The following is a 23,211-nucleotide window of genomic DNA, read 5'->3' on the forward strand; positions in this document are numbered from 1 at the left end:
AGTTGAGTAGATAAAATGATCAAGAAAATCCTCATTGCCAATCGCGGCGAAATTGCCTGCCGTGTGATCAAGACCGCAAAGAAGATGGGTATTGCGACGGTGGCGGTTTATTCCGATGCCGACCGCAATGCGCTGCATGTGAAAATGGCCGACGAGGCCGTGCATATCGGCCCGGCACCTTCCAACCAGTCTTACATTGTCATCGACAAGATTCTCGGTGCCATCAAGGCGACCGGCGCGGATGCCGTACATCCCGGCTACGGCTTTCTTTCGGAAAACCCGCGCTTTGCCGAAGCGCTGAAGGCAGCCAATGTCACCTTCATTGGACCACCGGTGAACGCCATCGACGCGATGGGCGACAAAATCACTTCCAAGAAGCTGGCCGCGGAAGCAGGCGTATCCACCGTGCCGGGCCATATGGGGCTGATCGAGAATGCCGACGAAGCGGTGAAGATCGCAGGCATGATCGGCTATCCGGTGATGATCAAGGCGTCTGCCGGTGGTGGCGGTAAGGGTATGCGTATTGCGTGGAACGACGAGGAAGCCCGCGAAGGCTTTCAGCTGTCGCGCAACGAAGCCAAGGCCTCCTTCGGCGACGACCGCATTTTCATCGAAAAGTTCGTCACCCAGCCGCGCCATATCGAAATTCAGGTGCTCGGCGACCAGCACGGCAACGTCGTCTATCTTGGCGAACGCGAATGCTCGATCCAGCGCCGAAACCAGAAGGTGATCGAGGAAGCGCCCTCACCTTTCCTCGACGAAGCAACCCGCAAGGCCATGGGCGAACAAGCCGTCGCGCTTGCCAAGGCGGTGGGATATTATTCTGCCGGTACGGTTGAGTTTATCGTCGATGGCAGCCGCAATTTCTATTTCCTAGAAATGAATACCCGCCTGCAGGTGGAGCATCCGGTGACGGAACTCATCACCGGCATCGATCTCGTGGAAGAAATGATCCGCGTCGCCGCCGGTGAAAAGCTGCGCTTCGGTCAGGCAGACGTAAAGCTCAACGGCTGGGCCATGGAGAGCCGTCTCTATGCCGAAGACCCATACCGCAACTTCCTGCCATCGATCGGTCGCCTGACCCGCTACCGGCCGCCTGTGGAAGGCCGTCGCGAAGATGGAACCGTCATCCGCAATGATACCGGCGTGTTCGAGGGGGGCGAAATCTCGATGTATTACGATCCCATGATCGCGAAGCTTTGCAGCTGGGGTCCGGATCGCCTTGCCGCAATCGACGCCATGGGCAATGCGCTCGACGCATTTGAAGTTGAAGGCATCGGCCATAATCTGCCGTTCCTGTCCGCTGTTATGGATCACCGGCGCTTCAGAGCCGGTGCGCTGACCACGGCATTCATCGCCGAGGAATATCCGGATGGCTTCGCTGGCGTTACACCGTCAGAAGACGATGCCCGCCTGCTGGCCGCTGTCGCAGCCCATATCAATCTCACCGTCGTCACCCGCGATGGACAGATTTCTGGTCGCCTTTCTGATCAGGACGTTAAGCCGGGTAACGACTGGGTTGTGAAGATCGGCGATCATCTGGTGCCCGTCCGCCTTGCGGATGGCGAAGGCGGCGCAACGGTGAATTTCGCCGATGGCGGCGACCTCACCATTGCCAGCGATTGGCACCCCGGCAGCCAACTTGCCACATTCACCGTTGGCGGCAAACCGGTCAGCGTGAAAGTTGCCCGTGCAGGGTCCGGCTGGCGGCTGCGCTGGCGCGGCATGGACCTGACGGCGCATGTGCGCAAACCGCGTGTTGCGGAGCTGGCAAAGCTAATGCCGGTCAAGCTGCCACCGGATACGTCGAAAATGTTGCTTTGCCCAATGCCGGGCGTCATCACCTCGATTCTGGCCGAGGAAGGCGCTACGGTGGAAGCCGGGCAGCCGCTTGCAACAGTCGAAGCCATGAAGATGGAAAACGTGCTCCGCGCAGAGCGCCGCGCCACCGTCAAGCGCATTGCGGTCAAGGCCGGAGAGAGCCTTGCCGTCGATGAGCTGATCATGGAATTCGAGTGATCCTGGAGACGGCGCTTCGCGCCTCCTCCAGCCGTAGTTTCCTCATCCTGAGGAGCGCCCGCAGGGTGCGTCTCGAAGGATGGGGAAGCCGGACAGGATCGATATACTGATGAACTGGACCCTCGCCCTTCGAGGGTCGCTACGCTCCCACCTCAGGGTGAGGGCAGGATGGGATGGAGAAGAAGCCAATGACGCAGAAAACCCGCGCGGATTGGGAAGCGTTGGCCGAGAAGGAACTGAAGCGTCCGGCGGATAGCCTTGTCTGGCATACGCCGGAAGGCGTCGACGTAAAGCCGCTCTACACGGCGGATGATCTGCAAAATGTCGGTCATCTCGACAGCATGCCCGGCTTCGAGCCTTTCGTTCGTGGCCCGCGCGCCACCATGTATGCCGGGCGTCCGTGGACCATCCGCCAATATGCCGGCTTCTCCACCGCCGAAGCATCCAACGCCTTTTACCGCAAGGCGCTTGCCGCCGGGCAGCAAGGCGTTTCGGTTGCTTTCGACCTTGCCACCCATCGCGGCTATGACAGCGACCATCCGCGTGTTGTGGGCGACGTTGGCAAGGCGGGCGTGGCCATCGACTCCGTCGAAGACATGAAAATCCTCTTCGACGGCATTCCGCTTGAAAAAGTCTCTGTTTCCATGACCATGAATGGCGCGGTCATCCCGATCCTCGCCAATTTCATTGTTGCGGGTGAAGAACAGGGCGTGTCGCGCGATCTGCTTTCCGGCACCATACAGAACGACATTCTCAAGGAGTTCATGGTCCGCAACACCTATATTTATCCGCCGGAACCATCCATGCGGATCATTGCGGACATCATCGCCTATACCGCGACGGAAATGCCGAAATTCAATTCGATTTCCATCTCTGGCTATCACATGCAGGAAGCGGGTGCGACGCTGGTGCAGGAACTGGCCTTCACTCTGGCCGACGGGCGCGAATATGTGCGTGCGGCATTGCAAAAGGGCCTGAATGTCGACGACTTCGCCGGTCGCCTGTCGTTCTTCTTCGCCATTGGCATGAATTTCTTCATGGAAATCGCCAAGCTGCGTGCTGCACGCCTGCTCTGGACGCGCATCATGAAGGAATTCGAGCCGAAAAAGCCGGGCTCACTGATGCTGCGCACCCATTGCCAGACGTCTGGTGTATCGCTGCAGGAACAGGACCCCTACAACAATGTCGTGCGCACGGCATTCGAGGCTATGTCGGCAGCACTGGGCGGCACGCAGTCGCTGCATACGAACGCCTTCGACGAAGCCATTGCTTTACCTACCGAATTTTCGGCACGTATTGCCCGCAACACGCAGCTCATTCTCCAGAATGAGACCGGCGTGACGAAAGTGGTCGATCCGCTGGCAGGCTCCTACTACATCGAGAGCCTGACCAATGAACTGGCGGAAAAAGCCTGGGCGTTGATCGATGAAGTCGAAGGTCTGGGCGGCATGACCAAGGCCGTCGAAAGCGGTTTGCCGAAGCGCCTGATCGAAGAAGCTGCCACCCGGCGGCAAGCTGCAGTCGACAAGGGCGAGGAAGTGATCGTCGGCGTCAACAAGTTCCGTCTGGAACAGGAAGACGAGATCGACATTCTCGAAATCGACAATACCGCTGTGCGCCAGTCGCAGATTGCCCGCATCGAGCGTATCCGCCAGACGCGTGACAAGACGAAGGTGGAAGCGGCTCTTGCTGAACTTGAGAAAATCGCGACCAGCGGTGAAGGCAATCTTCTTGCCGCCGCTGTGGAAGCTTCCCGTGCTCGCGCCACAGTCGGCGAAATCTCCGACGCCATGCGCCGTGCTTTCGGTGACCACGCTGCCGAGCCGAAAGTCATTCGCAAGGTCTATGGCGACGCCTATAAGGACGAGCCGGAATATCAGATGCTGGTATCGCGGCTGGAAGAATTCTCCCAGCATAGCGGCGCAAAGCCGAAAGTGATGGTCGCCAAGCTTGGGCAGGACGGACATGATCGCGGCGCGAAGATTATTGCGTCGGCCTTCGGCGATATCGGTTTCGAAGTTCTGGCCGGACCCTTGTTCCAGACACCCGACGAAGCCGCCGACATGGCGATCAAGTCGAAAGTGCATGTCATTGGCGTGTCGTCCCTCGCCGCCGGTCACAAAACCTTGCTGCCGCAACTTGTTGAAACGTTGAAAGCCAAGGGCGCTGAAAATATCGTCGTGGTCTGCGGCGGCGTGGTGCCACGTCAGGATTATCAGTACCTTTTCGACCACGGCGTCGCTGCCGTATTCGGTCCCGGCTCCAACGTGCTGGACTGCGCGCGCGCGGTTCTGGACATTCTGGAAGGCAAGCGCCGAAATCTCTGATTTTGACTATAATTCATAGAGTTAAACCAAAAAAGAGATTCAATTTCTCAACACGAAAAGCCGAGGCAGATGCTTCGGCTTTTCTGCTTTTAAGGTCTCAGGATTTCGGATCGGCGGAGGCAGGTATTGCAGAACTGGTGACGGACACCGGATCGCTCGCGGGGAACGTATCCTCCAGCCCTTCATCCAACTGGCGCTCCAGTTCCGCCCGGTCACCTGCCCGCCTTGCGCTTGGGCGCGTCAGCAACCGATCTGGCTCAATCCCGCACTCCATGGCTGCAACGCCAAGCGCCGCTCCGAGCTTCACCGCCGCACGACGAATGGCATCATCGCGCTTCAGTTCCGCTCCGGTTTCATTCTCGAAAATCACGGATACTTTTTCATCACCCTCGGCAATAAACTCGACCGTGTAGAGCTTAAAACCACCAATCGAACCGATGCGAGTTTCGACGATTTCCATGTGCTGATCTCCGCGCTGATCTCCAGATCATATAACGGGAAGTCATCATGATAGTTCCATGGTTGAGCGGCGGGCGATCATTGTAAAAAGAGCGACATAAAAACTTAAATCACGCTCTTCCCGGCCCAGAAGCGGGGCCTATATCCTTATTGGGATTTTGAAGGGAACTGCTCTTTTAAGGAAAGGATATCCCATGGCCGTCAGCAGAAAGGATCAGGCGCGCGCGCTCAATGCAGACGAAAAGGAGTTGGTGGAAAAGACCCAGCATCCGCATTTGCAGGAAGTGTCTGACGAAGAACTGGCAAAACTGGCAAAACTGATCCGCGAGCGCCGCCAGAAGGCGCGCGATCAGGCCAACCAGCGCCGTCGCGAAATGCGTGGCAAGTCGGCTGCCCGTGGCGCTACCGCCTCAAAGCGCGATGATGGCTCCCATCTCAAGGTTGCTGTTCTTGCAACGGCTGTGGCCCGTATCAATGGCGAAGTCGAACGCCGCGAACAGATGGCTGCTGCTGACGATCTGATCGCCAACGCCCAGAAGGCGCTTGCAGCAAAGCTCGCCAGCGAAAGAAAAGGCAAGACCTTCAATACGCGTCACGCGCATCTCGGTATGCGCAATGTCCCGAACGAAAAACACAGCACTTTCACACGGGCTGCGGATCGCGGGCGCAACCGCAAGACGGCAAGCGTGCGACAGGCAAAGAAAGACTCCCGCTAAAAAAGCATGCGCGATGACGAATGCCTTTGAGAGGTATAGCTTCAGTTAAAACAGATAGTTATATCGGAAACCTGATTCAATCTGACAAGATATCATCAGAGCATTTCCAGCGCCACTTTTCGCGAAGGTGGCGCAAAAATCTGGTCAAGACGCGCCAATTGCTCGCCGGAAAGCCGCAGATCTGCGGCTTTTCTGTTATCCCGAACGTGATGCAGGTTCGACGACTTCGGAATAGCAATGACGTTGCCATTCCGCATCGTCCAGGCCAAGGCGACAGCCGCAGGCGTAACACCACATTCGGTAGCAATCTCTGCCAAAACGCGATTGCCGAGCAACCGCCCCTGCTCGATGGGCGAATAGGCCATGAGCGGAATATGCTGCTGATCGCACCAAGGCATGAGATCGAATTCCGGCCCGCGCCTCGTGAGATTGTAGAGAATCTGGTTGGTTGCGACGGCCTGACCACCCGCAACGCCGGACAGCTCCTTCAGATCACTCGTATCGAAATTGCTGACACCCCAGGCGACGATCTTGCCTGCCTGCTGCAACGCCTCGAAAGCGGCCACTGTTTCCGCCAGCGAATGGCGTCCGCGCCAGTGCAGCAGATAGAGATCGATATGATCCGTGCCGAGACGTCCCAGACTGCGATCGCAGGCCTCAATCGTGCCTCGACGCGACGCGTTATAGGGCAGAACCTTGCTCACCAGAAACACATCGTCGCGGCGACCGGCTATGGCTTCGCCCACAACATCTTCGGCCTCACCATCGGCGTACATTTCGGCAGTGTCGATCAATGTCATACCAAGATCGATACCGTGCCGAAGCGCCTCGACCTCATGGTGACGCTCTCCGGCATTCTCCCCCATATACCAGGTGCCCTGTCCCAAGGCAGGAACGGCCTGACCTGAAGGAAGTTTGATCTGCGGTATGGTGCCGGTCATCGCTTTTTCCTCATCGACGGATCATGAACATGATCGCGTAAGATCAGGAAAATTCAAGGCTTTAAGAGTAATATCTTATGCGAATTGCAGTCCAAAGCCCTGCATCAGCCTGCGGACAGCATAATCCGGCTTCTGCGAGGTGAATACCGCCAAATCGTCGTGATGATGCAGCTCCAAATCGCCCTTGCGCGCCGGCAGCAGCGATACGGTTCGGCGCGCAATCGCTTCCGCCGGATCGAGCCAGTCCACCGGCCACGGCGCCAGACGGCGGAAGACATTGGCGAGAAATGGATAGTGCGTGCAGGCAAGCACCACGATATCGGTGCGTCTGCCATCCTTCTCGATAAAGCACGGCGCGATCTGTTCCACAACAAGCGCCTCATCAATCTCTTCACCGCGAATATGCGCCTCGGCAACGCCCGCTAGCCGGTCGGCACCGACCAGACGCACATGGCATTGCGAGGCGAAAGACTGGATGAGATCGCGGGTATAAGCACGCTTCACCGTACCGGGTGTCGCCAGCACCGACACAAGTCCTGATGAAGTGCGCTCGGCAGCTGGCTTGATGGCTGGCACAGTTCCTACGAAAGGCACCGACGGATAAGCGCGGCGCAAGTCGTCCAGCACCAGCGTCGACGCCGTATTGCAGGCGATGACCGCAATTTCGGGATTATGCGTTGCGATGAAACCGCCGAACAGCTCGACGATACGCGCCCGCAGCGCCTCTTCTTCCCATCCACCATAAGGAAAACCGGCATCGTCAGCGATATAGACGAAACGCCGGTCCGGCATGATCACCCGTGCCTCGCGCAATACCGTCAAACCGCCAATACCGCTGTCGAAGACCAGTATCGGCCTTTCCTTCTCGGTTGTTACGGAAGCGGAAAAGCTGGCGACGGGCGCGTCTTTCATTCTGCCTTGTCCTCTGGGGCGGGCTTGCGGGCACGACCTTCCGGCGCACCTGAGCCACGCGGTTTCTTGGGCGTGAATACATCAAGCGAGGTGACCACCCCGCGCAGGAGTTTCAATTCTGCCGAGGCGAAACCGGCGCGCGTCAGAACGGCACGCAGATTATTGACCATGATTTCCTTGCGCGCTTCCGGCCGGAAATAACCTCTGACATCAAGGGCTTCTTCCAGATGGTTGAACAAGCCCTGCAATTCCTGCTTCGGTGCAAGTTCCATCTCCGGCCCACGGAAAACCGTTTCGGTCTCCGTTTCCAGACCGGACTTCATCCACTCATAGGACATCAGCAGCACGGCTTGCGCGATGTTGAGCGAAGCGAAAGCGGGATTGACCGGGAAAGTCACCAACTCGTCGGCCAGGCCTACTTCCTCATTGCTGAGGCCGAAACGTTCGCGACCGAAAAGAATACCGGTCTTTTCGCCCGTTTTGAAACGCCTGCGCAACTCGTTGCCAGCCTCAACGGCGCTGCGAACCTGCTTGAAGCCGTCGCGTTCACGCGCCGTGGTGGCATAGACAAAATTCAGATCGGCAATGGCCGACGGCAGATCGTCATAAACCACCGCATTGTCGATAACATGGTCGGCCTTGCTGGCGGCAGCCCTCGCCTTTTCGCTCGGGAACTCCTCACGCGGATTGACGAGACGCAGTTCAGCCAGACCAAAATTCGCCATGGCGCGCGCCACCATGCCGATATTTTCCGGCAATTGCGGCTCCACCAGCACGATTGCCGGTCCTTCCGCGATAAAGGGGCGCTGTTTGTCGGTTCCTGCCATTATATTTTCCGCTAAAGCATGGCGCAGCTCAATGACTTCATTGAGCGCCCGCGACCATGCGACATTGAAAGAAACGAGAGCCAAAAGCTCTAGTGATATTAGATCGTGGCGTTTCCCTGACATAATTGACGCGAAATCGCAAAGATTCCCCTTACGTTCATGCGCAAAAAGCGTTTGTAGTATCTGAATAACACCTGCCCTCACATCATCCATGCCAGATTAACCGCACGGAAAATCAGGATTCAGGGAGGAAGCCATGTCCGGTAAAAAAATTCTCATGCTGTGCGGTGATTTCGGCGAAGACTATGAAACCATGGTCCCGTTCCAGACCCTGCTTGCGGTCGGCCACACGGTTCATGCCGTTTGCCCCGGCAAGAAAGCGGGTGATCAGGTTGCCACCGCCATCCACGATTTCGAAGGTCATCAAACCTATTCCGAAAAGCCGGGACATAATTTCACGCTCAACGCCAGCTTCGCTGATGTGAAGGCTGAAAGCTACGACGCGCTGGTCATCCCCGGCGGTCGCGGGCCTGAATATCTGCGCCTCGATGATAAGGTCATCGCTGTCGTGAAACACTTCTTCGAAGCAAACAAACCAGTGGCCGCCGTTTGCCACGGCGCACAACTGCTCGCTGCTGCTCGCGTGCTGGAAGGCCGCACCTGCTCGGCATATCCGGCCTGCCGCCCGGAAGTCGAACTTGCCGGTGGCACCTATGCCGATATTCCTGTCGACCAGGCTGTAACGGACGGAAACCTCGTCACCGCACCGGCCTGGCCAGCCCATCCGGCGTGGCTGTCGCAGTTCCTTGGCGTTCTCGGCACCAAGATAACGCACGCTTGAGCCAACTTGATCTTGCCTGCAACCATCATCGGTTGCAGGCAGCTTCATATTGCGCAAAACTATCCGGGGAGTTTCATCCGGGAGAAAATCATGTGCAGATTGTTCATCGGTGCCAATCCAGAACTCTGGCAGAGCGTGACACGCTCTCTGCGCATTGATGGTGTCGTCACCAGCGTCCGGCTTGAAAACTTCTTCTGGTGGACACTGGAAGATGTCGCTTCCCGTGATGGCCTCAGCGTGAGCCGCCTTATCGGCAAGCTTTATGGTGAATCCCGCGAGGAAGGTCACGACCTCGAAAACTTTGCTTCGTTCCTGCGCGTCTGCTGCGGGCGCTATCTCTCACTGCAACTGAGCGGCCTTGTGCCGACCGACAAGGCGGCAGCCATTTCCGCGCTCGACGCCGATGCTATTCTGGCGCGCGAACAGGAAAATTATCGCCAGCAGCAGGAGAGCTGGAAGAAGCCGCGCAACGGCGAGATCACAACGCATCGCGCTGCCTGACCCAAACCAGCACCCTTCCCAATTTTTTGACTGCCAATTTCACCTATAGGCCAAAGAATAAGGCTTGAGAGCTTTGCCTTATTCCCTACGGGTGCTATAGGGGCGCGACGAATTTAAAAAGAGGCTTCATCCATGGCAAAAATCAAGGTTGCGAACCCAGTCGTTGAACTCGACGGCGACGAGATGACCCGCATTATCTGGCAGTTCATCAAGGACAAGCTGATCCATCCCTATCTCGACGTCGATCTGAAATATTACGATCTGTCGGTTGAAAACCGCGATGCGACCAATGACCAGGTCACCATCGATGCAGCCAACGCAATCAAGGAACATGGCGTCGGCGTAAAGTGCGCGACGATCACCCCTGACGAAGCGCGCGTTGAAGAATTCAAGCTCAAGAAGATGTGGAAGTCGCCTAACGGCACCATCCGCAACATTCTCGGCGGCGTTATCTTCCGTGAGCCAATCATCTGCAAGAACGTTCCGCGCCTCGTGCCGGGCTGGACCCAGCCGATCATCGTTGGCCGTCATGCTTTCGGCGACCAGTACCGCGCGACCGATTTCAAGTTCCCGGGCAAGGGCACGCTTTCGATCAAGTTCGTCGGCGAAGACGGCGAAACCATCGAACACGAAGTCTATCAGGCTCCGGCGGCTGGCGTGGCAATGGCCATGTACAACCTCGACGAATCGATTCGCGAATTTGCCCGCGCTTCGCTGAACTACGGCCTGCAGCGCAACTACCCGGTCTATCTCTCGACGAAGAACACCATCCTGAAGGCCTATGACGGTCGCTTCAAGGATATCTTCGAAGAAGTCTACCAGACCGAATTCGCCGACAAGTTCAAGGCAGCCAAGATCTGGTACGAACATCGCCTCATCGACGACATGGTCGCTTCGGCGCTCAAGTGGTCCGGCGGCTATGTCTGGGCTTGTAAGAACTACGACGGTGACGTTCAGTCGGACATCGTGGCTCAGGGCTTCGGCTCGCTCGGCCTGATGACCTCGGTTCTGATGACGCCGGATGGCAAGACCGTTGAAGCTGAAGCTGCACACGGCACCGTGACCCGTCACTACCGCCAGCATCAGAAGGGCGAGGAAACCTCGACCAACTCGATCGCTTCGATCTTCGCATGGACCCGCGGTCTCGCCCACCGCGCCAAGCTCGACGACAATGCCGAGCTGAAGCGCTTTGCCGACACGCTGGAAAAGGTCTGCGTCGACACCGTCGAAAGCGGCTTCATGACCAAGGATCTGGCACTGCTCATCGGTCCGGATCAGCCGTGGCTTTCCACCACCGGCTTCCTCGACAAGATCGACGAAAACCTCAAGAAGGCAATGGCTGCCTGATTGGGGGCTGCCTGATTGGGGGCTGCTTAATTAGCGCCTCTCCTTTATTGAAATGCAAAACGGCGGGTTTATCCCGCCGTTTTCTTTTTGATTTGCTTCATATGGGAAAACGCGCATCCTGTGCCAACCAGGTTCAGGAGGAAAAAATGGCTGACCTCACGCTTTTCACCAATCCCATGTCGCGTGGACGTATCGCACGCTGGATGCTGGAGGAAACGGGCAAGCCCTACGACGTACAAATTCTCGACTTTGGCCCTCCGATGAAGGGCCCTGAATATTGTGCCGTGAACCCCATGGGGAAAGTTCCGGCACTGCGCCACGGCGAGGCCGTCGTCACCGAAGCTGCGGCCATCTGCGCTTATCTGGCTGTCACCTTTCCGGAAGCTGGACTTGCGCCCCACCCGGATGAACGCGCCGATTTCTATCGTTGGATGTTCTTCGCCGCCGGTCCACTGGAAGCAGCCCTTTCAAACCGCTCCATGGGCTTCGAAATCCCGCCGGACCGCGAGCGCATGATGGGTTATGGCAATTACGACAGCGTCGTCGATACACTGGAAAAGGCGATATCGCGCCATCTCTATATCACCGGCAATCGTTTTACAGCCGCCGATGTCTATGTCGGCTCCCATATTGGCTGGGGCATGATGTTCGGCAGTCTGCCGCATCGTCCGGCCTTCGACACCTATTGGGAGCGGCTGCAAGCCCGTCCGGCATGGAAACGCGCATCCGAACTGGATGACGCCGCCGTTAAAGCTGCAACCTAAAGCGCCGATTTCAAGTCGGCTGCGCTTCAATCGAGAACGTGCTCTTAAAGGCCTGCGCACCGGTGGGTGAAAATGCGATCACCCGCCCCTCAGCGCGTCTGGCCCAACCACGTGCAATGAAATTATTCAGAAGCGCTGCGCCAAGTGCGCCACCCAGATGGTTGCGCCGTTCGCTCCAGTCAAGACAATGGCGGCACACAGGCCTCTTGCCGTGTTCCAGCGCCGTCACGTCAACACCCAGGCAGGTGAAGAACGACTTTCCCTCATCCGTTAGCACCGGCTCATCCGCATCATCAATCAGGCGGAGCTTATGCGCCGCATCGAGCATCTCAACCCCGCGCTCGCCTGCCAGATGGTCGTAGCAAATGCGCGCTTTGCGCAATGCTTCGTCCTTCGGCCCCGTGCGCACACGCACCGCACCTGTTCGCTGGGCAAGTCCCATCAGCCCTTCCAGCACCTGCGCCACATCTGTGCCCGACAGGCGAAAATAACGATGGCGTCCCTGTTTTTCCGCAACCAGCAGGTTGGCGGCATCAAGCTTCGACAGATGCCCGCTCGCCGTTTGTAGCGTCACGCCCGCCGCAGCCGCCAGTTCGCTGACGGTCAGGGCACGCCCATCCATCAGCGCAGTCAGCATATTTGCGCGTGCCGGATCACCGAGAAGAGAGGCGACGGAAGCTATGATCGGTCCATCTTTCATACTTCGATCGTAACCGAAGTGTCATTGTCGTTCAAGCGCTACAGTGTCTCCATCAAAAGCATGCATATCAAGGAGACCCCCGCATGATCACCTGTTTCATCCGCTACCAGATCCACCCATTCAAAGCGGATGCCTTTGCCGAATATGCGCGTAATTGGGGACAAGCCATTCCACGTTGTGGCGCGCAACTGATCGGCTATTTCGGCCCGCATGAAGGTTCGGCCACGACGGCCTATGGCGTTTATTCTCTGGAGAACCTCGCTGCTTACGAGGCCTATCGGGCGCGGCTGGCAGCCGACCCGCTGGGACGCGAGAATTACGAATTTGCGCGCCGGGAACAATTCATCCGGTCTGAGGATCGCATCTTTCTCAAGTTGCAATCTGGACCCGGCGCGGAGTTGAAAAAGCCATGATTGCAGTCATCTTCGAAGTATGGCCCGCCGATGACGAACGGCGCGAACAATATCTGGATATAGCGGCAAGCCTGCGGGAGGATCTCAACCGCATCGACGGCTTCATCTCAATCGAGCGCTTTCAAAGCCTTGTGGAACCGGACAAGCTGCTCTCTTTATCCTTCTGGCGTGATGAAGAGGCGGTGCGCGCCTGGCGTAACCTTCCCTCGCATCGCATCGCTCAGACCAAGGGACGCAGCGGCGTTTTTGAAGATTATCGTCTGCGTGTTGCCAGCGTGGTTCGCGACTACGGGCTGGATGAGCGCCGCGAAGCGCCCGACGACAGCCGCACAGCTCATGCAGCCTAAGCCACAAAGAAAAAGGCCGGGTTGCCCCGGCCTCTCTAATTTGAGTTAGACGATCAGCGCCTTGACCGCTGCTATAGCAGCGTCGGCTTTGTCGCCATCCGGACCACCGGCCTGCGCCATATCCGGGCGACCGCCGCCACCGGCGCCGCCGAGTGCTGCCGAAGCTGCACGCACGAGATCCACAGCACTGAAACGGCCAACCATATCTTCCGTCACGGCAGCAACCGCACTGGCCTTGCCATCTTCACCGACGCCGATGAACAGAACCACGCCGGAACCGACCTGCTTCTTGCCTTCGTCGGCCAGCGGCTTCAGATCGCGTGGCGAAACGCCGGTCACGACCTTACCGAGGAAGTTGACGCCGTTCACAGCTTCAACCGCGCTGCCGCCTTCCGACGAACCGCCGCCGAGCGCCAGCTTCTTGCGTGCATCCGACAGTTCGCGCTCAAGCTTCTTGCGCTCGTCCATCAGGGCATTGACGCGTTCAAGCGCTTCGGCAGGTGTGGTCTTCAGCGCGCTGGCGATTGCCTTCACGCGCTCATCTTGCTCTTCGAGATAGAGGCGCGCGGCCTCACCCGTCAGCGCTTCCATACGACGAACACCGGCTGCAACTGCACCTTCAGAAACGATGCGGACAAGACCGATATCACCCGTCTGGCGCACATGGGTACCGCCGCAAAGCTCGACCGAATAGGCCTTGCCCGACTTGGGACCATGCTTGGCCGTGCCCATCGAAACGACGCGCACTTCATCGCCGTATTTTTCACCGAACAGCGCCATTGCGCCTTCGGCAATCGCATCGTCCACAGCCATCAGGCGCGTCGAAACCGGCGCGTTCTGCAGGATGATCTCATTGGCCATGTTTTCAACCTTGGCCAGTTCCTCAGCCGAAATCGGCTTCGGGTGCGAGAAGTCGAAGCGCAGACGGTCAGGCGCGACAAGCGAACCCTTCTGCGCCACATGGCTACCCAGCGTTTCGCGCAGGGCTTCATGCAGAAGATGGGTGGCCGAATGGTTGGAGCGAATGCGCGTGCGGCGGTCCGAATCGACTTTCAGTTCAACGGCTTCGCCGGTCTTCGCAGTGCCCTTGGCAACTTCGCCGATATGAACGAAGACGCCCTCGCCCTTCTTATGCGTGTCCTTGATGGTAATGACAAAGCCTTCACCGGAAATCGTTCCGGTGTCGCCCTGCTGGCCGCCAGATTCGCCATAGAACGGCGTCTGGTTCACCACGACGGCGACGGTCTCACCCTCGGAGGCCGACTGCACTTCCGCGCCGTCGCGCACCAGAGCGGCGATAACGCCTTCAGCGCTTTCCGTTTCATAACCGAGGAATTCCGTCGCGCCGACCTTGTCCTTGATGCCGAACCAGATCGTCTCGGTTGCAGCTTCGCCCGAACCGGCCCAATTGGCGCGAGCCTCGGCCTTCTGGCGTTCCATGGCGGTGGAGAAGCCGTCCGTATCGACAGTGATGCCGCGCTGGCGCAGCGCATCCTGCGTCAGATCAAGCGGGAAACCATAGGTGTCGTAGAGTTTGAAAGCAGTTTCGCCATCGAGACGGTCACCTTCAACCAGCTTTTCCGATGCATCGGACAACAGGCCGAGGCCACGTTCCAGCGTCTTGCGGAAACGGGTTTCTTCCAGCTTCAGCGTTTCCGAAATCAGCGCTTCAGCGCGGATAAGTTCTGGATAGGCCTGACCCATTTCGCGAATGAGCGCCGGCAGCAGACGCCACATCAACGGTTCTTTCGCACCCAGAAGCTGGGCATGACGCATGGCGCGACGCATGATGCGGCGCAGCACATAGCCACGACCTTCATTCGAGGGCAGCACGCCATCGGCAATCAGGAAGCTCGAAGCACGCAGATGGTCGGCGATCACGCGATGGCTGGCGCGGAAATCGCCTTCAGCCTTGATACCAGTTGCTTCTTCCGAAGCGCGGATCAGCGCCTTGAACAGGTCGATGTCATAATTGTCATGCACGCCCTGCAGCACTGCCGCAACGCGTTCCAGACCCATCCCGGTATCGATCGACGGACGCGGCAGATCAATGCGCTGATCCGGCGTCACCTGTTCGAACTGCATGAAAACGAGATTCCATATCTCGATGAAGCGGTCGCCATCTTCGTCAGGCGATCCGGGAGGTCCACCCCAGATGTGATCGCCGTGATCAAAGAAGATTTCCGAACACGGGCCGCATGGACCCGTATCGCCCATCGCCCAGAAATTATCGCTGGTGGCAATGCGGATAATGCGGTCATCGCTCAGACCGGCGATCTTCTTCCAGTAATTCGCGGCATCCTCATCCGTGTGATAGACGGTGACGAGCAGCTTATCCTTCGGCAGGCCGAATTCCTTGGTGATCAAGTTCCAGGCGAAGCTGATGGCATCTTCCTTGAAATAATCGCCGAACGAAAAATTGCCCAGCATTTCAAAGAAAGTGTGGTGACGCGCGGTGTAGCCCACATTGTCGAGATCGTTATGCTTGCCGCCAGCGCGAACGCATTTCTGCGAGGTGGTCGCGCGATTATAGGCGCGATGTTCCAGACCCGTGAACACATTCTTGAACTGCACCATGCCCGCATTGGTGAACATGAGTGTCGGGTCATTGCGCGGTACGAGCGGACTCGACGGAACGATTTCATGTCCGTTCTTACGGAAGTAATCGAGGAATGTGGACCTTATCTCGTTGACGCCAGCCATAATTCACCCTTGGGCTTTTCTTGCCCTGCATTGATGCACCCTGTTTCAAAGGCTGCATCGATTGTCTTTTGCACCTGCATACCGCCAACAAATAACGGAAACCGCAGGCATTACTCCCCTCTCGTACTGCAAAGACGTGAAGTGGAGTTCTTCGGTTGACCGCTTTTAACGATGTGCTGCTTTTCTGTCCAGATAAGCAGCGTGCGCCATAAAGGCAAATTCACCCGGAGAAAGCACCTTCAGCGGTGCTTTTGAATTCTAATCAAGCTGCGACTGAAAAAAGTGAAGCCCCGCGCAACAGCACAGGGCTTCCAACTTTCAAGCGGTACTTGAGGCTCGGGTCGAACCTCCTGCGGATATTACATCTCCGCTGCGTCGGACCCGCTGTCTTCTTCCGGACCGCCATCATCGAGGAACTGTTCCGCGATCAAACCGGCATTCTGACGAAGCGTCGTTTCGATTTCGCGCGCAACCTCTGGATTCTCCTTCAGATAAAGCTTCGCATTTTCGCGGCCCTGACCGAGACGCTGCGAATTATAGGAGAACCAAGCGCCCGACTTTTCGACAACGCCTGCTTTCACACCAAGATCGACCAGTTCGCCTGTCTTGGAAACACCGGCACCATACATGATATCGAATTCAACCTGCTTGAAGGGAGGAGCGAGCTTGTTCTTCACCACCTTCACGCGGGTCTGGTTGCCGACAACTTCATCACGTTCCTTGATCGAACCGATGCGGCGAATATCGAGACGAACCGAAGCATAGAACTTCAGCGCATTACCGCCGGTCGTCGTTTCAGGCGAACCGAACATGACGCCGATCTTCATACGGATTTGGTTGATGAAGATGACCATGCAGTTTGAGCGCGAGATCGAAGCTGTGAGCTTGCGCAGCGCCTGGCTCATCAGACGAGCCTGAAGGCCCGGCAGCGAATCGCCCATCTCGCCTTCGATTTCCGCACGCGGCGTGAGCGCTGCAACGGAGTCCACGACCAGAACGTCAATCGCGCCGGAACGCACGAGCGTATCGGTAATTTCAAGCGCCTGCTCGCCGGTATCGGGCTGCGAAATCAGCAGGTTTTCCAGATCCACACCGAGCTTACGTGCATAGACAGGATCAAGTGCATGTTCCGCATCAACGAATGCGCAGATGCCGCCCTTTTTCTGCGCTTCGGCAATCGTGTGCAGCGCGAGCGTGGTCTTACCAGAGCTTTCCGGCCCGTAAATTTCAACGATACGGCCCTTGGGCAAGCCGCCTACACCCAGCGCGATGTCCAGAGAGAGCGAGCCGGTCGATACGGTTTCGATCTCGACCACCTTGTCGTTCTGACCCAGGCGCATGATCGAGCCTTTGCCGAACGCTCTTTCGATCTGTGACAGCGCCGCATCAAGTGCCTTAGTCTTGTCCACTGAATTATCCTCAACAAGTCGCAATGAATTCTGAGACATCTTACACCATCCTCTTGTCCCGCTAGAAGCCCGGCAGGCTCATCGCTCATATCTATTTGTATCTGTTTTGTTCTCATTTGGCAATACAGATAACACACGGAAATTATTGGATATTATTATTTTGTTCCATTATTGTTCTCTACAATTAGACATAGGTAAAATAAAAAGCCTATCCACGCTTTAAGCCACTCAGGCGCTTCTGACAGAACAACGATTCGGTTCAAACAAACAAAAACGCAGCCCTTCTTGCGAAGAACTGCGTTCAATATGACGGGCCTGGACGACCCGATTCTGTCTGCCGAAGTGTTAGCTTGCAGCTCGCAGCGGCGAAATCTGGATTTCAACGCGACGGTTCTGAGCGCGACCATCCGGCGTGGCGTTGGTGGCCACTGGCTGGCTTGCACCATAACCGATGATTGCAAAGCGACGTGGATCAATGCCTTGTGAGCCGAGATAGCTCGCCACCGATCCGGCGCGACGCTGCGACAGATCCTGATTATGGCTGGCGCTACCTGTCGAGTCGGTGTGACCCAGAACATCAACGAGGGTCTGGTTGAACTTGCGCAGCACGATGGCCACGGAGTTCAGCGTCGGATAGAACTGGCTCTTGACCTGATCCTGATCCGTGTCGAACGTGATGCTCGATGGCATGTTCAGGATAATCTGATCGCCGTTACGCGTCACGGAAACACCGGTGCCCTGCAACTGGGCACGCAGTTCGCTTTCCTGACGATCCATGTAGTTGCCGATAGCGCCGCCGCCGAGCGCGCCGATACCCGCGCCGATCAGCACGGCATTGCGCTGTGCGCGGCTGGAACCGCCAACCATGAGGCCGCCCAGAGCGCCCACAGCAGCACCGATTGCCGCCCCGCCCGCCGTGTTCGACATCTTCTGTTCGCCCGTATATGGGTCAGTGGTGCAGCCCGCCAGCAAAGTGGCTCCAATCAGGGCGATACCGATTCTTTTCAACATGCAAAGGTCATCCTCAATTTGCGATTCCGCGCGCATGATAATTGCGATTAAGGCCGGATGGTGTTCCAAATCTCGTATTTGAATCCACCGTCCTCATCTTTTAGCTAATACCGCCACAAGAACGCAACTGCGCCGCGTAGCGATTGGCCATTGCCTGCGCCCGCTTTGCTCCGTTGAGCGCCGTGGCGTTGCCGCGCCAAGCCCCGCGTGCATAACCACCATGACCACTGTAATAGGCCAGATAGAGGCTGTAGGCGTCGCCACGATTGATGCCGTTTTTCTGATAGCTCTGATAGTGATACCAGCCGATGAAGTGGATGGCGTCGGCAAAGTTGGTGCGCGAAGCGGTCCAACGGCCGGTCTCACGCTTGTAGCGCTCCCAGGTGCCGCTCAGCGCCTGTGAATAGCCATAAGCGCTGGATGCCCGTTTCCATGGAATAATCCAGAGAATCTTCGTGCGAGGCGGCCTCGCATAGGGCTGGAAGCCCGATTCCGTATAGATCGTCGCCATAAGAACAGGAACAGGCACGCCGAACTCACGCGATACACGCGTCGCGGCACTCTGCCAATTGTTAAACCAACCGTCACGCTGATCGAAGACTGCGCATACATTGCTGACCTGCCGTGGGGCGGTCGCACAGCCTCCAAGGATCACGAGCGCTACGAGACACAAAACGCGCATCATGGGAAACCTCGTCAAATTGTAAAAATTGATAAAATGTAAAAGTAAACTTCCTATTAACCTGAATACACCGCTTCGCGTGCGCGACATCCGGCCTGGAAGATAAAATTCATTCTGATAACCAATGTTTTCGCCGAAATAAGAAATATTATTGAATAAATGCATTGATGCACGAATTAATAAACATAAAATCATGCTAGTAATATTTGATAAAAATTTTGGAATTTCTAGAAAATAAACATTCAATTAGTATTTTTATAAATAATTGGAGAATGAATTATGAGCTATATGCAATATTTTATTCCCTATGGATTTACCTATATATTTCTGGCGGCATCCGTCATCGCACTTGTAACCAGACATGAAATTGTCGCCCTCGCTCTCCTGATCGCCGTGTTCATCACAGCATTGCTCGGAGAGTCCATCTCTCTGGTAGGCCTGTTGGCGCTGGCAATATTCGCGATCCTTACGCGCTGGCGGTTCAACATTCTCCGCGAGAGCATGTATCGCCGGTTTCCCTGGACGGAGTGGGCTGCAGACCTGATTGTGGTCGTAGCGAGTGTCGCATTTTTCCTTCATTATGTGCTGGGTTTTCACAACACAAAAGTCATTGATGCTGTGGTGATGTCGGCTGGCGGTGTGCCGTTTTCCATGTATCTGAACTTGGACAAGACAGCGGCCGCGATCCTTCTCGCTCTCAGTGGGCGATTTTTCACATCTGGAACCGAATTTGACGCCCCGATAAAGCCAGCGGGGACAGCTTACACCCTGAAGATCATAGGCCTGATGTGGGGTGGCTGCCTTATCACCTTGATTCCGGCGGCACTGGCCATCGGCTATATCAAGTTCGACCCGAAGATCATGCCCTATTTCAGCATCTGGGCCATCAACAATCTTGTCTTCGTTGCCTTTGCAGAAGAAGTGCTGTTTCGCGGCATGATACAGGGACGCCTGCTAGCCTATTCCCACTATCGTGGCTGGCATCCAGCCTTTGCGATCACGATCGCAGCAATCCTGTTCGGTTTTCTGCACTTTGATGGCGGCTGGAGCTATATCGCGCTGGCGGGTGTTGCCGGGATTTTTTACGGTACAGCCTATTACAAGACAGGCCGGCTGACCTCATCAATCGCAGTGCATTTTCTGCTGAATCTGAGCCACGCATTGTTCTTCACCTATCCGGCACTCATGCGTTGAGTTTCAACCGGGCAGGTTCTTCGAGCATTTCCAGCAAAAGTACGAAGCGCCTACGCGGGGAAATCAGTCCACTGGACTGATTTCTGATCCCGCTTCTATGCGCTAGATAATGCAAGAAAACAAATGGATAGAGCGGTTCCGATATTGCCGTCAGGTCAAGAACCGCTCTAGCGGCCCCTACCCTGACGCTCCTGACGCAGCCGTGCCCAGTAGTCGAGCCGCTTGCGGATATCGCGCTCAAAACCGCGTTCCGGCGGGTCGTAGAATTTCTGCCGCCCAAGGCTTTCCGGGAAATAATCCTGCCCCGAAAATGCATCCGGCTGATCATGGTCATAGGCGTAACCGTCGCCATAGCCCTCATTCTTCATCAGCTTGGTTGGAGCGTTGAGAATGTGCTTTGGCGGCACAAGAGAACCATGCTCCTTGGCTGCGCGCATGGAGGCTTTGTAAGCCATGTAAACTGCGTTCGATTTGGGTGCCGTGGCGAGATAAACACATGCTTGCGCCAGCGCCAGCTCGCCTTCCGGCGACCCCAGATAATCATAGGCGTCCTTGGCGGCGTTGCAAATCACGAGCGCCTGCGGATCGGCGAGCCCGATATCTTCAACCGCCATGCGCACAAGACGCCGCCCCAGATAGAGCGGATCTTCGCCCGCATCGAACATGCGCGATAGATAATAAAGCGCCGCATCAGGATCAGAGCCCCGCACCGATTTGTGCAGCGCCGAGATCAGGTTGTAATGCCCGTCCTGGCTCTTGTCGTAAACCGGCGCACGACGCTGTACCACATCCTGAAGTTTCTCGGCGGTAAAGACCTCGTCCGGTCTCGCAGTGCGCCAGACTTCTTCGGTCAGCGTCAACGCAGCACGGCCATCACCATCGGCCATACGAATCAGACTAGCCCTCGCCTCTTCATCCAGCGGCAACGAACGGTCTTCCTGTTCCTCGGCGCGGATCAGCAGCGTTGCGATACTCTCTGCGTCATGCGGATGAAAGGTCAGCACCCGCGCCCGCGATAGAAGAGCGGCGTTGAGTTCGAATGACGGGTTCTCGGTCGTCGCGCCGATCAGGATAACGGTGCCGTCTTCCATCACCGGCAGGAACGAATCCTGCTGCGCACGATTGAAGCGATGAATCTCGTCGACAAAAAGCAAGGTCTGACGCCCGGACATGCGCCGCGCACGGGCCGTCTCGAAGACTTTCTTAAGGTCGGCCACACCGGAGAAGATCGCCGAAATCTGCTCGAAGGCCAGATCGGTTTCGCCCGCCAACAGGCGAGCGACCGTCGTTTTACCGGTTCCGGGCGGGCCCCAGAAAATCATCGAACCGAGCGAACCAGATTCGATCATGCGCGTCAGCACGCCTTCCGGTCCCGTCAGATGTTCCTGACCGGTCACTTCAGACAAGTGCCTCGGCCGCAAGCGATCCGCCAGCGGACGATTACGGTCCGCATTCGGATCTGAGGCCGATGAAAAAAGATCGCTCATTCGATAACTCGGTCGATAAATAAAATGCCGCTTCAGGCATAATCTTACCTGAAGCGGCATGCAACTTTTCGTAGCGGGTTTATCGAACGAACTGGCGCAGAAGCGTACCGTTGCGTTCGATTTCCATGCGCCATGCCAGACCACGGCCGGCATTCAGAACCGAAGAAAGATCGGTCACACTGCGGATCACGTTGCCATTGAGATTGCGAATGATATCGCCCGGGCGCAGCCCCAGCCGTGCAGCGGGCGAACCGGAATAAACGTCCATCACAGCTACACCATTTACATCGCTCTTCAGACGCAGTTTGGTAGCTGTGGCAGGCGTCAGTTCCTGCACCGCCGCACCGGAGAAGGGATTATCCCCCTCGATAACGAGAGGTGCTGTCTGCTTCACCTCCGGCGCTTTGGTCAGCTTGACCGGCACGGTGACATTTTCGCCGCCGCGCAGGATCGCAACGGAAACCGTGCTGTCGATCCCTGCGGTCGACAGGCGATAGCCCAGCACATCCTGATTATCCACGCGTGCGCCCTGCACGGAGAGCACCACGTCGCCAACCTTCAAACCGGCAGCTTCCGCAGGCCCGCCTTTGGCGACAGCGGTAATCAAAGCGCCATAGGGCTTTTCCATACCAAGGCCCTCGGCCAGATCAGCCGTCACGCCCTGGAAGGTCGCACCAATATAGGGGCGCTCAAAACTGGAACTGCCCCGCTGCGCCGCATCGATAACCGCACGCACCATATTGGACGGAATGGCAAAGCCGATGCCGACAGAACCGCCCGAACGCGAATAGATTGCTGTGTTAATACCAATCAGCCGTCCGCGCATATCCACCAAAGCGCCGCCGGAGTTACCCGGATTGATGGCGGCATCGGTCTGGATGAAGAAGTCGAAATCAGAAATGCCAACCTGCGTGCGCGATTGCGCCGACACGATACCGCTCGTCACAGTCTGGCCGACGCCGAACGGATTACCGACAGCAAGCACCAGATCGCCCACTTCCACCTCGTCGGAATTGCCGAGCGACAGAACCGGGAATTTTTCCTTGGACTCGATCTTCAGCACAGCCAGATCGGTCGTCTCGTCGCGCAGCAAAAGCTTGCTTTCGAATTCGCGACCATCAGCCAGCGCAATCTTGATCTCGTCCGCATCCTTGATGACGTGATTATTGGTCACGACAATGCCTGATGCATCGACAATAACGCCCGAGCCAAGCGACTGCTGTATGCGCGGCTTGCTATCGCCGAACTGCCTGCCGAAGAACTGTTCGAAGAACGGGTCGCCTGCAAACGGCGAGCGCGCCTGTGCCTGCACTTGTCGCGCAGCATAGACATTAACAACGGCGGGTGTGGTTTCCTTCACCAATGGCGCGAAGGAAAGCTGCATATCACCGCGGCTGAGCGGTATCTGTTTTCCCGGTGCCGCTGGCGCGTCCTGCGCTGAAGCTGGCAGGCATGCCATGCCAATCGATGCCAGAATGATGCCCGTAATCCCGAAACGTCGCCAATTCATGCACAAACTCCGCGCTTTCCCAGCCTTCCCGCAAAACTTCCGATGGGAGCATGCGAGACTCTTTGTCCATATGTAACCAACTGAGGCCAAGGATAAAGGGC

At 56.9% G+C, this 23,211-nt stretch carries 21 protein-coding genes; 10 read left to right on the forward strand and 11 right to left on the reverse strand.

Translation table 11 applies throughout. The features are described from left to right. The first annotated feature begins 15 nt into the window (after window positions 1–15). Complete coding sequence (locus ACTJKP_RS13900) at window positions 16–2,019, forward strand: acetyl-CoA carboxylase biotin carboxylase subunit (protein WP_440631070.1); 2,004 nt, start codon at window positions 16–18, stop codon at window positions 2,017–2,019. A 188-nt stretch (window positions 2,020–2,207) separates the two neighbouring features. Then, entirely contained in the window at window positions 2,208–4,346 is a 2,139-nt protein-coding gene (gene scpA, locus ACTJKP_RS13905) for a methylmalonyl-CoA mutase (RefSeq protein WP_440631071.1), read from the forward strand. Between the two features lie 97 nt (window positions 4,347–4,443). Here scpA and ACTJKP_RS13910 read toward each other — a convergent pair whose 3' ends face one another. Beyond that, window positions 4,444–4,806, reverse strand: coding sequence for a hypothetical protein (locus tag ACTJKP_RS13910; protein WP_078340808.1), 363 nt, complete (start codon window positions 4,804–4,806; stop codon window positions 4,444–4,446). 193 nt (window positions 4,807–4,999) lie between these two features. Here ACTJKP_RS13910 and ACTJKP_RS13915 point away from each other — a divergent pair, with 193 nt between their 5' ends. Beyond that, window positions 5,000–5,521, forward strand: coding sequence for a hypothetical protein (locus tag ACTJKP_RS13915; protein ID WP_440631072.1), 522 nt, complete (start codon window positions 5,000–5,002; stop codon window positions 5,519–5,521). A 95-nt stretch (window positions 5,522–5,616) separates the two neighbouring features. On the opposite strand, the gene ACTJKP_RS13920 is transcribed toward ACTJKP_RS13915, so the two are convergent. The 3 genes from ACTJKP_RS13920 to ACTJKP_RS13930 form a co-directional block, all read right to left on the reverse strand. Further along, window positions 5,617–6,462, reverse strand: coding sequence for an aldo/keto reductase (locus ACTJKP_RS13920; protein ID WP_440631073.1), 846 nt, complete (start codon window positions 6,460–6,462; stop codon window positions 5,617–5,619). Window positions 6,463–6,537: 75 nt separating this feature from the next. Continuing rightward, a complete protein-coding gene (murI, locus tag ACTJKP_RS13925; RefSeq protein WP_440631074.1) occupies window positions 6,538–7,374 on the reverse strand; it encodes a glutamate racemase in 837 nt (278 codons plus the stop codon). Next, window positions 7,371–8,201: an RNA methyltransferase gene (locus ACTJKP_RS13930; RefSeq protein WP_078340840.1), complete on the reverse strand. Its 831-nt coding sequence runs from the start codon at window positions 8,199–8,201 to the stop codon at window positions 7,371–7,373. Before ACTJKP_RS13930 ends, murI begins: the two co-directional genes overlap by 4 nt. 256 nt (window positions 8,202–8,457) lie before the next feature. On the opposite strand from ACTJKP_RS13930, the gene ACTJKP_RS13935 reads away from it, so the two are divergent. The 4 genes from ACTJKP_RS13935 (at window position 8,458) to ACTJKP_RS13950 (ending at window position 11,654) form a co-directional block, all read left to right on the forward strand. Beyond that, entirely contained in the window at window positions 8,458–9,042 is a 585-nt protein-coding gene (locus tag ACTJKP_RS13935) for a DJ-1/PfpI family protein (RefSeq protein WP_440631075.1), read from the forward strand. A 90-nt stretch (window positions 9,043–9,132) separates the two neighbouring features. Then, window positions 9,133–9,543, forward strand: coding sequence for a ribbon-helix-helix domain-containing protein (locus ACTJKP_RS13940; RefSeq protein ID WP_440631076.1), 411 nt, complete (start codon window positions 9,133–9,135; stop codon window positions 9,541–9,543). Window positions 9,544–9,675: 132 nt separating this feature from the next. Further along, entirely contained in the window at window positions 9,676–10,890 is a 1,215-nt protein-coding gene (locus ACTJKP_RS13945) for an NADP-dependent isocitrate dehydrogenase (RefSeq protein ID WP_078340802.1), read from the forward strand. A 146-nt stretch (window positions 10,891–11,036) separates the two neighbouring features. Next, window positions 11,037–11,654: a glutathione S-transferase family protein gene (locus ACTJKP_RS13950; protein WP_440631077.1), complete on the forward strand. Its 618-nt coding sequence runs from the start codon at window positions 11,037–11,039 to the stop codon at window positions 11,652–11,654. A 10-nt stretch (window positions 11,655–11,664) separates the two neighbouring features. On the opposite strand, the gene ACTJKP_RS13955 is transcribed toward ACTJKP_RS13950, so the two are convergent. Continuing rightward, window positions 11,665–12,354 (reverse strand): ArsR/SmtB family transcription factor, encoded by a 690-nt coding sequence (locus tag ACTJKP_RS13955; RefSeq protein WP_440631078.1) that lies wholly within the window; start codon window positions 12,352–12,354, stop codon window positions 11,665–11,667. A gap of 83 nt (window positions 12,355–12,437) precedes the next feature. Here ACTJKP_RS13955 and ACTJKP_RS13960 point away from each other — a divergent pair, with 83 nt between their 5' ends. Together ACTJKP_RS13960 and ACTJKP_RS13965 are read left to right on the forward strand one after the other, a co-directional pair. Next, the gene (locus ACTJKP_RS13960; RefSeq protein WP_440631079.1) at window positions 12,438–12,767 is read left to right on the forward strand and encodes an NIPSNAP family protein; all 330 of its coding nucleotides are present in this window, start codon (window positions 12,438–12,440) and stop codon (window positions 12,765–12,767) included. Next, window positions 12,764–13,114 carry an antibiotic biosynthesis monooxygenase family protein gene (locus ACTJKP_RS13965; protein WP_440631080.1) on the forward strand — a complete coding sequence of 117 codons (351 nt, stop codon included), beginning with the start codon at window positions 12,764–12,766 and terminating at the stop codon, window positions 13,112–13,114. The genes ACTJKP_RS13960 and ACTJKP_RS13965 overlap by 4 nt, the downstream gene beginning before the upstream one ends. A 45-nt stretch (window positions 13,115–13,159) precedes the next feature. Here ACTJKP_RS13965 and alaS read toward each other — a convergent pair whose 3' ends face one another. The 4 genes from alaS to ACTJKP_RS13985 form a co-directional block, all read right to left on the reverse strand. Further along, window positions 13,160–15,817 carry an alanine--tRNA ligase gene (alaS, locus tag ACTJKP_RS13970; RefSeq protein WP_440631081.1) on the reverse strand — a complete coding sequence of 886 codons (2,658 nt, stop codon included), beginning with the start codon at window positions 15,815–15,817 and terminating at the stop codon, window positions 13,160–13,162. Window positions 15,818–16,176: 359 nt separating this feature from the next. Further along, a complete protein-coding gene (gene recA, locus ACTJKP_RS13975) occupies window positions 16,177–17,265 on the reverse strand; it encodes a recombinase RecA (protein WP_078340796.1) in 1,089 nt (362 codons plus the stop codon). Between the two features lie 306 nt (window positions 17,266–17,571). Beyond that, complete coding sequence (locus tag ACTJKP_RS13980) at window positions 17,572–18,237, reverse strand: OmpA family protein (RefSeq protein WP_113533607.1); 666 nt, start codon at window positions 18,235–18,237, stop codon at window positions 17,572–17,574. A 100-nt stretch (window positions 18,238–18,337) separates the two neighbouring features. Further along, the gene (locus ACTJKP_RS13985; protein ID WP_138786847.1) at window positions 18,338–18,922 is read right to left on the reverse strand and encodes a transglycosylase SLT domain-containing protein; all 585 of its coding nucleotides are present in this window, start codon (window positions 18,920–18,922) and stop codon (window positions 18,338–18,340) included. A gap of 276 nt (window positions 18,923–19,198) precedes the next feature. Between ACTJKP_RS13985 and ACTJKP_RS13990 the strand changes: the two genes are divergently transcribed. Then, the gene (locus ACTJKP_RS13990; protein WP_440631082.1) at window positions 19,199–20,113 is read left to right on the forward strand and encodes a lysostaphin resistance A-like protein; all 915 of its coding nucleotides are present in this window, start codon (window positions 19,199–19,201) and stop codon (window positions 20,111–20,113) included. Between the two features lie 167 nt (window positions 20,114–20,280). On the opposite strand, the gene ACTJKP_RS13995 is transcribed toward ACTJKP_RS13990, so the two are convergent. Continuing rightward, window positions 20,281–21,600: a replication-associated recombination protein A gene (locus ACTJKP_RS13995; protein ID WP_440631083.1), complete on the reverse strand. Its 1,320-nt coding sequence runs from the start codon at window positions 21,598–21,600 to the stop codon at window positions 20,281–20,283. A gap of 79 nt (window positions 21,601–21,679) precedes the next feature. Then, entirely contained in the window at window positions 21,680–23,110 is a 1,431-nt protein-coding gene (locus tag ACTJKP_RS14000) for a DegQ family serine endoprotease (RefSeq protein ID WP_440631084.1), read from the reverse strand. Between the last annotated feature and the right edge of the window lie 101 nt (window positions 23,111–23,211).

Origin of the sequence: Brucella sp. 22210 (assembly GCF_052045675.1) — a bacterium.
Lineage (GTDB): Bacteria > Pseudomonadota > Alphaproteobacteria > Rhizobiales > Rhizobiaceae > Brucella.

Coding starts and splice junctions, on each gene's coding strand:
- ACTJKP_RS13900 (WP_440631070.1), top strand. CDS start 16: ATGATCAAGAAAATCCTCATTGCCAATCGCGGCGAAATTGCCTGCCGT.
- scpA (WP_440631071.1), top strand. CDS start 2,208: ATGACGCAGAAAACCCGCGCGGATTGGGAAGCGTTGGCCGAGAAGGAA.
- ACTJKP_RS13910 (WP_078340808.1), bottom strand. CDS start 4,806: ATGGAAATCGTCGAAACTCGCATCGGTTCGATTGGTGGTTTTAAGCTC.
- ACTJKP_RS13915 (WP_440631072.1), top strand. CDS start 5,000: ATGGCCGTCAGCAGAAAGGATCAGGCGCGCGCGCTCAATGCAGACGAA.
- ACTJKP_RS13920 (WP_440631073.1), bottom strand. CDS start 6,462: ATGACCGGCACCATACCGCAGATCAAACTTCCTTCAGGTCAGGCCGTT.
- murI (WP_440631074.1), bottom strand. CDS start 7,374: ATGAAAGACGCGCCCGTCGCCAGCTTTTCCGCTTCCGTAACAACCGAG.
- ACTJKP_RS13930 (WP_078340840.1), bottom strand. CDS start 8,201: ATGGCAGGAACCGACAAACAGCGCCCCTTTATCGCGGAAGGACCGGCA.
- ACTJKP_RS13935 (WP_440631075.1), top strand. CDS start 8,458: ATGTCCGGTAAAAAAATTCTCATGCTGTGCGGTGATTTCGGCGAAGAC.
- ACTJKP_RS13940 (WP_440631076.1), top strand. CDS start 9,133: ATGTGCAGATTGTTCATCGGTGCCAATCCAGAACTCTGGCAGAGCGTG.
- ACTJKP_RS13945 (WP_078340802.1), top strand. CDS start 9,676: ATGGCAAAAATCAAGGTTGCGAACCCAGTCGTTGAACTCGACGGCGAC.
- ACTJKP_RS13950 (WP_440631077.1), top strand. CDS start 11,037: ATGGCTGACCTCACGCTTTTCACCAATCCCATGTCGCGTGGACGTATC.
- ACTJKP_RS13955 (WP_440631078.1), bottom strand. CDS start 12,354: ATGAAAGATGGACCGATCATAGCTTCCGTCGCCTCTCTTCTCGGTGAT.
- ACTJKP_RS13960 (WP_440631079.1), top strand. CDS start 12,438: ATGATCACCTGTTTCATCCGCTACCAGATCCACCCATTCAAAGCGGAT.
- ACTJKP_RS13965 (WP_440631080.1), top strand. CDS start 12,764: ATGATTGCAGTCATCTTCGAAGTATGGCCCGCCGATGACGAACGGCGC.
- alaS (WP_440631081.1), bottom strand. CDS start 15,817: ATGGCTGGCGTCAACGAGATAAGGTCCACATTCCTCGATTACTTCCGT.
- recA (WP_078340796.1), bottom strand. CDS start 17,265: ATGTCTCAGAATTCATTGCGACTTGTTGAGGATAATTCAGTGGACAAG.
- ACTJKP_RS13980 (WP_113533607.1), bottom strand. CDS start 18,237: ATGTTGAAAAGAATCGGTATCGCCCTGATTGGAGCCACTTTGCTGGCG.
- ACTJKP_RS13985 (WP_138786847.1), bottom strand. CDS start 18,922: ATGATGCGCGTTTTGTGTCTCGTAGCGCTCGTGATCCTTGGAGGCTGT.
- ACTJKP_RS13990 (WP_440631082.1), top strand. CDS start 19,199: ATGAGCTATATGCAATATTTTATTCCCTATGGATTTACCTATATATTT.
- ACTJKP_RS13995 (WP_440631083.1), bottom strand. CDS start 21,600: ATGAGCGATCTTTTTTCATCGGCCTCAGATCCGAATGCGGACCGTAAT.
- ACTJKP_RS14000 (WP_440631084.1), bottom strand. CDS start 23,110: ATGAATTGGCGACGTTTCGGGATTACGGGCATCATTCTGGCATCGATT.